Consider the following 12,351-nt stretch of genomic DNA (forward strand, 5'->3'; position numbering starts at 1 on the left):
GTAGCTACTTATCCAGTTCCAGAGGTTATAAGTGCCATTAACTCCTTTGCATTAGGTGCTAGATTAGTGAATCCAAGAGTTAGAGTTAAAGTGAAATGGTCACAAGGTTACGAAAACACAAATAAATGGGAAGATTATATAGGAAATTTAGATGAACTTGGAGCAGATATTTTTTCTAAGCATGATGACGAATTTACTCCAAGCTTTTTAAAAGATATGGGAGTGGATAGTATATTATGTACTGTAGATAAAAGTACGCTAAGACCTGATAAATATCTAGCTGCTTCTGTTTGGAATTGGAAAGTATTTTACCAGCAAATATTTGAAGATATATTAAGCGACAATTGGAAAAATTTTAAAGATAAATTAAGTAATAATCCTACAAGCTTGAAGTTTTGGTTTGGTATGGATTCCGGAATATTAGATTTCTATTATTCTAAAGATTTAATTCCTTTTGATACTCAAAAACTTGTTAAATTGTTGAAGAGTACGATTATAAGTAAAGGCTTAAGTGTTTTTACTGGACCTATTTATGATGAAAGCTGTAATTTGAAAGTAGAAGAAGATCAGGTATTAACTAAAGAAGAAATCATATCAATGGATTGGTTGGTGGAAGCAGTAGATACAGAAATACCTATATTGAATATATAAATATAGGGTTCCAAGGTGGAAACTTAACTTATACCAAACTACAGGGGGAGAGAATAACTCATTAGCGTTTTTTCTGTAGTTTTATGATTTCTTTTCCTACGTTTATAGCCCTTTCCTAGGTTAATCCATTAATTATATATTCATAAAAACCTAATATAGTTGTCAATGAAGGATTTTCAAAACTACTAATATATTTTACTTTTATAACTATGTATTCAATAATTGAATATAAAATATTCATAGGCATTGATAACAGTTGTGTTATTATATATGTTTATTCTCTGGGATTTTCCATAATTTAAATGTTGGTGACCATGAATAAGATATTTAGGAGAATATTTGTCCATTATTTCATTGAATACTTGAAATCCTTTATGGCAGGAATCCTGTCCATCTCCTATATTATAAGCAGGTGCATGAGTAACTAATATATCGATGCCACCGTTTAACCATGCTTTAAATCTTAATCTTTTAAATCTTCTTTTCATCTGATTCTGAGTATACTGGTATAATCCATTGTTATACATATGACTCCCACCTAAACCAAGTATACGTATACCCTTATATTCGATTATATTGTTATCTATACAAATGCATCCACCTGGGGGGTGTTTTATATAATCCTCATCGTGATTTCCTGGAATATAAAAAATAGGTGTGCTCATTACTGTTGCTAAAAATGATAGATACTCACTCTTTAAATCTCCACATGAAATTACTAGTTCTATATCTTTAAAATTGCTGGGCACAAAGTAATCCCATAAATATTTTGATTCAACATCTGATATTATTAAAATTTTCATTCACATTCTCACTCTCTTTTTAGAATGGTAAGTTGTTTAAGTAATATTTTATTATATATTAGAATAATTCTCAATAAGATAATTCTATTGGAATTTTTGTTTTTTATTGAAACTTATAAATTTATCATAAAATGGCAAGGTCTTTTGAAGATACAGTTTTTATGAGGAATATTAATGATTTATATAAGGTTCAAAGCTTAAATTCATAGAGACATAGATGATAAATAAATATGTTACTGTATAAATAACGTAAAATTATTTTTAAATAAAACTATATAAGAATGCTCAAAGGTTAAGGTGTAGAGAAATTTTATGTTTGTATATGTAGATGTTTGTAGAAAAATGATTTAAATTTTGGTAAAATATTTTTAAGAAATACCTTTAAATAGAAATTAAAAGGAGACTTATATGCTGAAGCTTAAATCTACTATTCCAAGAGTAATTTTTCTATCTGTGATGTTCCTTATATCCTCAATTATTATAATTACATTCATTAATAAAAAAACTGAATTACTTACAAAACAGCCATTAGCTAAAGATGGAGTACTTGATTTAAGAAATTGGGATCTGGAAAAACAAGGTATGGTTAAGCTTGATGGGCAATGGGAATTTTATTACAATCAGCTTTTAACTCCAGAAGACTTCAAAGTAAAAAATAAAGCTGTGAAAACAGGGATTATTAATATTCCAGGTAGTTTTTATGATTATATCAATGAAAATCAACATTCAAATGGTCAAGGTTATGCTACCTATCGCTTAAAAGTACTCACAAATAGTAAAGAGAATTTAGAGGCTGTTAAAACAGAATTTATACAAACATCACATAACTTATGGGTTAACCATAAGTTAGTTATTGAATGTGGAAAAGTAGGAAAATATAAGTATGAAAGTGATCCGAAACTTGCTACTCAGGTAGGGGCTTTTTATAATGATACTGGAGAACTTGACATAGTTTTGCAACATAGCAACTATGATTATGGCACTCCTCAAATTGATAGTATTTTTTTAGGTACAGAAGCTGAGATCAGCGAGTATAGAGCAAAAAATGTAGGTTTTGATTTCTTCCTGTTTGGAGGCACATTGGTAGCAGGGATGTATCATTTTGCATTATTTTTGAGAAGAAGAAAAGATAAGGCTCCGTTATATTTTTCTATAGTTTGCGCTTTAGTTGGACTAAGGACTATATTAGTTAGTGAGAGGTTAGTTTATAGTGTATTTCCCAACATGAATTACATACTAGATGTTAAACTGCTTTTGTGGACATTTTTCTTATACATACCTATACTTGTTCTTTTTATACATAGTTTTTATCCTGATATAATATCTGAAACTATGGTTAAGGTATCCAATGTTATAGGAATAATTTACTTTTTCATAATATTGATTTTACCACCTTTATATTATAACGATTTAATATTACCTTTTGAAATAGTATCTGGTTTTCTGTTGCTATATATTTTGAGTAAGATGGTTCACAGATATGTTACCAAAAATCACAACTATGAAATTATAATTATTGCCATATTTATCTTGCTTATAACAAGGCTTAATGATATTTTGTATGAATATTCGATAATTCAAACAGGATCATATGCTCCGGTAGGTATGATGATTTTTATATCAGCTCAATCCTACGTATTAGCAGCTAGATTTTCTATAGCATTCTCTAGTATAGAAAAAATCACTGATAAGCTTAAGTCAATTGATAAATTAAAGGATGACTTTTTAGCAAACACTTCTCATGAATTAAAGACCCAAATAAAAGAAACTAATCAGTATACAGATAAGGTAGTACTAGATTCTATTAAACAATATGAACAGGAAAAACAAGTTTATGTAAAAAGTTGCAAGTCACTGGTACAAGGCAGTAATAAAAAAATCCTTATTGTAGATGATGAAACTATAAATATAAGAATATTAAAGAATTTTCTTGAAGATGAAAAATATACAGTTGTTACCGCAGCAGATGGTAATGAGGCAATTAAAATAGCAGTAAATCATAAGGATATAGACATGGTAATTTTAGATATGATGTTGCCTGATGTGCTTGGTTCAGAAGTATGCAGCATATTGAGGGAAAAATATTCATTGTTTGAACTGCCAATTTTAATTATGACAGCGGATAACCGTGGGGAAAGCCTAGTAGTTTCCTTTGAATGTGGAGCTAATGATTATTTGAAGAAACCTTTTGAACGTTCCGAGCTTCTAGGCAGAGTTAAGACCCTTATAACTTTGAAGGATTCAGTTAAAGAAGTACTAAAGCTTCAGAATAAAGTAGAAAGTACTGTCAAACAAGTTGAAGAATTAAGTGAAGGCTTTGAAGAAAATAAAAAGAAGCTTTCAGAAGTATTGGAGTATGATAAATTAAAAACGGAGTTTATTGCAAATATATCTCATGAACTAAGAACTCCATTAAATGTAATATGGAGTACTATACAGCTGCTTCAGTCTCTGGATATAAACGTTACTGATAAAAATTATAGTATAAATAAATACCTTAGTAGCATGAATCAAAATGCACTAAGACTTCTAAGATTAATAAACAATTTAATTGATACTACTAAAATAGATGGAGGATACCTATCTCTTGATCTACTGAATGATAATATAGTAAATGTAGTAGAGGAAATAACCCTTTCAGCAGTTAACTACGCTGAAGCACAAGGTATAAATTTAATCTTCGATACAGATGTAGAAGAAAAACATATGGCTTTTGATGCAGACAAGATGGAAAGAATAATATTAAACATATTATCAAATGCAGTTAAGTTTACAGAAAAAGGCGGTAGTATATTTGTAAACATTTATGACTTACAGCACAAAATTCGCATATGTATTAAAGATACGGGTATAGGTATTCCACAGAATAAAATTGAAAGCATTTTTGAAAGATTTTCTCAAGTGAATAGATCATTATCTAGGAGAAGTGAAGGAAGCGGCATAGGTTTGTCCTTGGTTAAGTCATTGGTAGAAATGCACGGAGGAACAATTCAAGCAAAAAGTAAATTAGGAGAAGGCAGCGAATTTATTATTGAAATTCCTGTAACATTGGTTGAAAAGAATGCTGATATAGAGATTAATTCGTCTAATCAAGATGAAGGCTCTAAATATATAGAAAGAACCAACATTGAATTTTCGGATATATACCATTAGATATATATGCCCATGCTCCAAAATTTAACTTATACCACCGGATATATTACCATGTTTCGTCACGTTAAATATTTTTTATTAGTCTAAAGCTTAAATTTAAGCAGACATACAAAATCTGTGATTTTGATATGGTCGCTTACTCTGTGAGCACTCCTCTGACGAAAGGAAGAGGAGTTTCATTATAAATTTAAAAGAACTTAGATAAACTCGTACCTCAGTCCGGACCAACTTATCAATTACCATTGATAAGTCGCTGGTTGAAAGCCATTTAGGCTTTCAACCATATCAAAAGTTCTAAGGTTTTTCTCAAATTTTCGCTAAGACTAATAAAAAAATATTTAAATGTGACTTCAACATTAGTAATATATCCCTACGTATAAGTTGAATTTAAGTTAAGGGTATATATAGGATTCAACGGTTGAAACTTAAGAAATTCGGTGGTGTAAGTTAAGTTTTTACTTACACTCCCTACAATTTATGTTTAAGATTTCTTTAGCTCTTTAAAAGTTCCATCCCAATTTTCTACTTTTGCTTTCATCTTTGATATTATCAAATCTCCTTTCTCTCTAGTTATTTTTCCTTCAGAAACCTTTTTATTTATAGTATCAGTATTTGTTTTTATTATTGATGATTTAACTTGTTCTGGAGTTAAACCTTTCTTTTCTTTAGCCAAGTCAAATATATTTTTGCCAGATTTTTTTGCTTCAGCTATTTCTTCATCAGTTATACCTAATTGGTTTAGGGCTTTAGACCACCAATGTTTTTTGCAATGGTGTTTCATTGAACCATCCCACTTTGATATTTTATCTTTCATTTCTTTAATAGCAGTAGTTCCTTGATCTTTAGTAAGTTTTCCGTCAGTTACTGCTTTGTTTATAGCTTCAGTTTTAATCTCAATAAGCATTGATCTTACTTGATTAGGTGTATATCCTTTTTCCTTTGCTAAATCAAATAAGGTTTTACCACTATTTTGTGCATTTTTAATATCTTCAGCTGTTAACCCTAGTTTACTAAGTAGTTTAGCAAAGGAATCTCCTTTATGTACCTTTTTTTCATCCTTTTGCTCTATAGTATTATTAGATTGATAATCTTCAGCAGATACTGAGCTGTTCTGCGTGAAAAACATACCTCCTGACGCTAGCACTAAGGAAATAGTTAGTGCCATAATTTTTTTTTCATTTGCTTTAATCATGTTCATTACCTCCTAAAAAGTTTATTGTTTTGGAATTAATTTTACTGTTGGTAGTGTGTGTTTGAAATGTGACTTTGCTGTGACAAAATTGTTAATAGTTTGTTAATAAACTTCAAAGCTTTTAGTTAGCAAGCTATAAGATATAATATAATGTAAATACTCATTTTGTAATAGGAATAATAGTCCCTACTGCAGTAGCAATTACGGTATGTTCTTTTGTATAATAATGATTAGATATCCTATTAAACAGAGAAGCTCTTTTAAAGAACTATATAGAAAAATTAAAGGAAGTAGTTACAACTTTTGCAGATTTATTTAGTGATATTTAGCATAAATTTGCGACAATAACAAATAGAAAAAATAATTAAACATAATTAAACATAATATAATATTTGGAGGTCTTATGTTTATACCAAATGACGTAAAAATAATTTTAGATACTTTAAAAAATAATGGATATGAATCTTATATAGTGGGGGGAAGTGTACGTGATTCTAAAATTAATATAGTTTCACCAAAGGACTATGATATAGCTACCAATGCTTTACCAGAAGAAATTATTAAACTTTTTGATAAAACTATACCTACAGGTATAAAACATGGAACGGTCACTGTTATAATAAATGGAGTGGGATACGAAGTTACAACTTACAGAATAGATGGTGAATATCTCGACAATAGAAGACCTGATGTTGTTACTTTTGTTTCAAATTTAAAAGAGGACTTAGCTAGAAGAGATTTTACTATAAATGCATTAGCTTTTAACGAGGAAAAGGGTCTTATAGATTATTTTGGTGGTATAGAAGATTTAGATAATAAAATAATTAGGGCAGTAGGAGAGCCTAATAAGCGGTTTCAAGAAGATGCTCTAAGGATGCTTAGAGCCATTCGCTTTTCTGCTAAATTAGACTTTGATATAGAGCAGAAAACTTTAGAGGCTATAAAAGGGAATTGTAACCTTATACTAAGCGTAAGTAATGAAAGAGTTAGAGATGAACTTTGTAAAACACTGGTATCTAATAACCCGACAAAAGGTTTAAGATTGCTTGAAGAGACTAAATTATTAGAGTTTATATTACCAGAACTTCAAGTAGCAGTAGGATTTAATCAGCAAAATCCTCACCATGACAAAGAGGTATTTGAACACATTTTAGCCGTTGTGAATAACTGCCCGCCAGAACTTAATCTGAGAGTAGCAGCATTATTACACGACATAGCTAAGCCAGAGTGTTTTACTGTTGATAAGGAAGGTATAGGTCATTTTTATGGTCATGATAAAAAAGGTGCTATACTATGCGAGAAAATACTTAGAAGACTTAAATTTGATAATGAAAGTATAAGTGAAATTAGTATTTTAGTAAAGGAGCATATGAATGTATTGAAAAAACCAACAGATGCTGCTGTAAAACGCCTTATTAATAGAGTTGGTAAGGATTTATTACGTGACCTATTCGTCTTGCAAAGAGCAGATGCTTTAGGTTCTCTTTCTCCCGAAATGCGTTTAGAAGAAATTGATAGAGTAGAGGAAAAAGCAATGGCCATTTTAGAATCTAAAGTTCCTTTATCTACAAAAGAACTTGCAGTGAACGGTAGAGATTTAATACAAGAGTTTTCTCTTAAGCCAGGGGAAGAAATAGGTAATATGCTTAAGTTTCTTTTAGATAAAGTATTAGAAAATCCACAACTTAATAGCAAAGAGGAACTTTTAGCTATAATTTATGATGAATATATCAAGTAAAAAACTAAATTTGTTTAGAGTAAGGATACAATATGGACTTTTTTGATTTATCGCTAGTTATTAGCAAGTGGGATATTTGAAGCCCCACAAAGGTACCTGGTATCTGTCGGATTTTAGCAAAATAAGCCAAAGTAGTATTGCAAAATCTGAGAGGAACCAGGTACTTTTGTATTAAACAAACGAATACTTGCTAGAATTGCCATTACAGCACATATTCATCTATATAAAAAATTATTACTTACGTAGGTGGCTGTGTGAGAGATAGTATCTTAGAGAAAGAACCTAAAGATTGGGACATAACTACCAATGCCTTACTAGAAGATACAATAAAATATTTAAAGATAAAGGTTTTAGAAAATCCAGAGTTAAATAATAAGGAAAATTTGAGTGAGATTATAATAAAGAGGATAAAATTATTGTAGAGTAATAAGCTTTATCTGTGTTAGAATGAAAGTAATAACAATAGTGGCAATTTATGTAGTTTTATTTTGGTATAGCTAATATAAAGACATAAGAAGGAGAAGGTATTTATGAATAAATATAAATTATGTTTATGTGATATGGATGGAACACTATTAGATTCTAAGGGTTTTATATCTAAGGATAATGAAATAGCATTAAAAAAACTCCAGGAAACAGGAGTAGAAGTAGTTATTGCCTCTGGAAGAGTCGACCTAATGGTTAAGACATTTATAAAGCAGTTAAATTTAAAGGGGCATATTATAGCTTGTAATGGTGGATTAATTAAAAATATAACAACAGGAGAAATACTTTATTCAAAAGTAATAGACAAAGTTAAAGTTAGAGAAATTGTAAATTATTGTTTGGAAAATAATGTGAAGTTTCTATTATATACTACTGATATGGTTTATAGTAATAAAGGCAACCCTCTTACCGAAAGATATGAGAATCTTAACGAATCTGTAACAGAGGATTTAAAAGTACCTATAACTTATATAAATGATATATTGATTAAAAATATTGACAACATAGATGTGTTGAAAATTTTATTGGTATGTAGTTCTCATGATTATGCGAAAATATTGGAAGATTATTTTTCAAAGCTTTATGAGCTTAGTATAGTAAGTTCAGCAAGAGGACTTTTGGATATTATGGCACCGAATATTTCTAAAGGTAATGCATTAAAGATTTTGTCAGAAAAATTAAAAATAGGACTAAATGAGATAATAGCTTTTGGAGATAACTATAATGATATAGATATGCTTGAAAGTGCAGGGTTACCTATAGCAATGGGAAATGCTGTAGATGAAGCAAAAGCAATAGCAAAATATATAACTAAGTCCAATGATGAATCTGGTATAGCCTATGCTATTGAAAATTTTATATTATCTGAAAATAAATTTTAAAATAGTAGGGTTAATTTTAAAATTAAAAGAAAAAATAAATAGAGAGAAATATTATTATTATTTGAAATACTTTTTACAATGATATTATAACAATAATAGATTTTATACAAATAAGATTAATAGGTCAATGAGATAGAGTGAAACTTGAATCAGATGGGGTTTTGATCCCACCTGATTCTTAGTTAAACGAATCCAGAGATGTAGCCGCTCTTTACTCCCAGTTAAGCAGAGAGCCAGAATCTGTAAATTTGATATGGTCGCTTACTCTGTGAGTACTCATCTAACGTAAGGAAGATGAGTTTCATATAAAGATGAGAGTATTAGAGCGGGTAGTCATCGGATAAATAATAAACCTAAGGAGGGAATTCGTTGGAAGAGAATAATAATTTAAAGATAGTTTCTTTAGGCGGTCTTGGAGAAATAGGTAAAAACATAACCGCCATAGAGTATAAAGATGAAATTATTGCAATAGACTGTGGCATATCATTCCCAGAGGCTGATATGTATGGTGTAGATTTGGTAATTCCTGATATAACGTACCTATTAAATAATTCAGATAGGGTAAAGGGTATATTTTTAACTCATGGACACGAGGATCACATAGGATCACTTCCATATGTTTTAAAACAGCTAAATGTGCCTATTTATGGTACAAGATTAACTTTAGGAATTGTTGAAAATAAATTAAAGGAACATAATATACTTTCAAATTGTGAGCTACATTCAGTGGAAGCTGGAGATACAATAAGTACAGAAAACTTAAACATCGAATTTATAAGAAATAATCATAGTATACCAGATTCCTGTGCATTAGCTATTCATACACCAGTAGGTGTAATACTACATACTGGTGATTTCAAAATAGACTATACTCCTGTTAATGATAAGGTTATGGATTTAGAACGTATCTCTGCACTAGGGAAGGAAGGGGTATTACTCCTTATGGCAGATAGTACTAATGTAGAACGTTCAGGTCACACTATTTCTGAAAAAACTATAGGAGAAACATTGATAAGAATTTTTTCTAAAGCTGAAGGAAGAGTTATTGTAGCAACTTTTGCTTCAAATATTCAAAGAATGCAGCAAATAGTAAATGCTTCTGTTAAATATGGAAGAAAGGTAGCTTTTAGTGGAAGAAGTATGGAAAATACTTCTCAAGTAGCCATGGATTTAGGTTATCTCCATATACCAGAGGGTTATCTTATTACTCTAGATGAAATAAAAAAATATCCTAATGAACAAATAACAATAATAACTACTGGAAGCCAAGGTGAACCTATGTCAGCTCTTGCTAGGATAGCCTTTTCCACTCATAAGATAATTAAGGTTGAGCCTAAAGATTTAATTATTATATCCGCATCACCAATTCCGGGTAACGGTAGATTCATATCTAAGGTAATAAATCAACTATTTAAAAAAGGTGCAGATGTAATTTATGAGGCCTTAGAAGATGTTCACGTATCTGGTCATGCATATAGAGAGGAATTGAAATTAATTCATACCTTGGTGCACCCTAAGTATTTTATACCAGTTCATGGTGAATATAGGCACTTAAAACACCATGCTGCGTTAGCACAACAGTTGGGAATGGAAGATGCAAATACATTTATTTTAGATATGGGTCAAGTGCTGGAAATTTCAGATAAGGAAGCAAAAATATCAGGTACTGTTCCTACTGGTTCTGTATTTGTAGATGGACTTGGGGTAGGAGATGTGGGATATATAGTACTTAGGGATAGAAAACATTTAGCTGAGGATGGTATGCTTACTATAGTAGTTACCATAGAAAAAGAATCCTATAGTGTTATCGCGGGTCCAGATATAATTACTAGAGGATTTATTTATGTAAAGGAATCTGAAAACTTAATTAATGAAGCAAAAGAAATTGTAAAAAAAGAACTGGATAACTGTTTAGAAAATAAAGTTATTGAATGGTATGTATTAAAAGCTAGTATGAAAAAATCCTTAGAGAAGTTTTTATATGAAAAGACTAAAAGAAGGCCTATTATTCTTCCTATTATTATGGAGATTTAGCTACTTCAGCTCTAAAATTTAGATATAAAAACAATTCCGCTATTAAAAATTAATAGAAGGAGTTGTTTTTTTATTTTACTATTTTGGCATGTAAAACTAAATATATATACAAATTATACAGTTTGATAAATTCAGAAATATAAGTTATAATATATTTATAAAGATAAGAGTATTAGAGCAGGTAGTCATCGAATAAATTGTTATACAAAAAATCTATTGACAATTTCAAGGATACGTATTATTATTTTCACAAATACATAGTAGTTGAATAAACAAAACCTATGCTTTAACTAAATATTAAAAAAACTATGATAGGGACAAGTATATAGTGAAGGGTTTTAAAGAGAGTGGGGGGTAGGTGAAAGCTCACAAATCGGAAACTATTGAAAATCACCCTGGAGTTGCAAACTGAATTGTAGTAAGTTATGCTGGCATTTGCCGTTATGTAGTAGAGTAATAAATTTGGGTGGTACCGCGATCAAATCTTTCGCCCCAGGCGAAGACTTGGTCTTTTTTTATACAGTTTTAGAAAGTTTAAAATTAAGTAACAATAAATATTAAATTCTAAGGAGGAATAGTTATGAGAAGTGACGTTATAAAAGGAGGAGCAAAGGGAGCTCCAGCAAGATCATTAATGTATGGTATGGGTTTTACAAAGGAAGAAATAGAAAGACCTTTAATAGGTATTGTAAATGCACAAAATGAAGTAATTGCTGGACATGTTCATTTAGATGAAATTGCAGCAGCGGCAAAGGTAGGAGTTACTATGGCAGGAGGTACACCAATGGAATTTCCTTCTATCGGTGTATGTGATGGTATTGCTATGGGACATATAGGTATGAAATACTCCTTAGCAAGTAGAGAACTTATAGCTGACTCTATAGAAGCTATGGCTATGGCACACGGATTTGATGGTTTAGTTTTAATTCCTAACTGTGATAAGATCGTACCAGGAATGCTTATGGCAGCGGCTAGATTAAACATACCTGCAGTAGTTGTTAGTGGTGGTCCAATGAAAGCAGGAAAACACCAAGGCTGTGATATAGATTTTAGTACTATTATAGAAAAAGTTGGATCTTACAATGATGGTAAGATTACAGAAGATGAACTTGAAGAAGTAGCTCAAAAAGCTTGCCCAGGATGCGGATCATGCTCAGGGTTATTTACTGCAAATAGTATGAATTGCTTAACAGAGGTTTTAGGAATGGGCCTTCCTTATAATGGAACTGCGGCAGCACATTCAGGTGAAAGAAAACAGCTAGGTAAGTATGCTGGAATGAGAGTTATGGAACTATTAAGAAATAATGTAAGACCTTTAGATATATTGACTTTAGATGCCTTTAAAAATGCAATAGCAGTGGATATGGCCATGGCAGGATCAACAAATACAGTATTGCATTTACCTGCTATAGC

General features: G+C 30.6%; 8 protein-coding genes, 1 pseudogene and 1 other annotated feature. Of the genes and pseudogenes, 7 read left to right on the plus strand and 2 right to left on the minus strand.

The window, feature by feature from the left end:
- Positions 1 to 651: BMP family ABC transporter substrate-binding protein (locus HGI79_RS21380; protein ID WP_185652696.1), on the plus strand; the 651-nt coding region annotated here is incomplete at its 5' end.
- Positions 652 to 866: 215 nt separating this feature from the next.
- Here the strand turns inward: HGI79_RS21380 and HGI79_RS21385 are convergent.
- Positions 867 to 1,454: a metallophosphoesterase gene (locus HGI79_RS21385; RefSeq protein WP_185652697.1), complete on the minus strand. Its 588-nt coding sequence runs from the start codon at positions 1,452 to 1,454 to the stop codon at positions 867 to 869.
- 408 nt (positions 1,455 to 1,862) lie between these two features.
- Between HGI79_RS21385 and HGI79_RS23045 the strand changes: the two genes are divergently transcribed.
- A complete protein-coding gene (locus tag HGI79_RS23045) occupies positions 1,863 to 4,607 on the plus strand; it encodes an ATP-binding protein (RefSeq protein ID WP_241428304.1) in 2,745 nt (914 codons plus the stop codon).
- Positions 4,608 to 5,088: 481 nt separating this feature from the next.
- Here the strand turns inward: HGI79_RS23045 and HGI79_RS21395 are convergent, their stop codons facing one another.
- Entirely contained in the window at positions 5,089 to 5,799 is a 711-nt protein-coding gene (locus HGI79_RS21395) for a hypothetical protein (RefSeq protein WP_185652698.1), read from the minus strand.
- Between the two features lie 403 nt (positions 5,800 to 6,202).
- On the opposite strand from HGI79_RS21395, the gene HGI79_RS21400 reads away from it, so the two are divergent.
- The 5 genes and pseudogenes from HGI79_RS21400 to HGI79_RS21420 all read left to right on the plus strand — a co-directional run.
- Positions 6,203 to 7,537: a CCA tRNA nucleotidyltransferase gene (locus tag HGI79_RS21400; protein WP_185652699.1), complete on the plus strand. Its 1,335-nt coding sequence runs from the start codon at positions 6,203 to 6,205 to the stop codon at positions 7,535 to 7,537.
- Positions 7,538 to 7,779: 242 nt separating this feature from the next.
- Positions 7,780 to 7,878 (plus strand): annotated as a pseudogene (locus tag HGI79_RS23775) (hypothetical protein); the annotation flags it as partial.
- Between the two features lie 189 nt (positions 7,879 to 8,067).
- Positions 8,068 to 8,904 (plus strand): Cof-type HAD-IIB family hydrolase, encoded by an 837-nt coding sequence (locus tag HGI79_RS21410; protein WP_185652700.1) that lies wholly within the window; start codon positions 8,068 to 8,070, stop codon positions 8,902 to 8,904.
- 369 nt (positions 8,905 to 9,273) lie between these two features.
- Positions 9,274 to 10,938 carry a ribonuclease J gene (locus HGI79_RS21415; protein WP_185652701.1) on the plus strand — a complete coding sequence of 555 codons (1,665 nt, stop codon included), beginning with the start codon at positions 9,274 to 9,276 and terminating at the stop codon, positions 10,936 to 10,938.
- Positions 10,939 to 11,237: 299 nt separating this feature from the next.
- Positions 11,238 to 11,436: a binding site (T-box leader), on the plus strand.
- Positions 11,437 to 11,518: 82 nt separating this feature from the next.
- The coding region (locus HGI79_RS21420; RefSeq protein ID WP_185652702.1) for a dihydroxy-acid dehydratase at positions 11,519 to 12,351 on the plus strand (833 nt) is incomplete at its 3' end.

The sequence above is a fragment of the Clostridium sp. DJ247 genome (assembly GCF_014231265.1).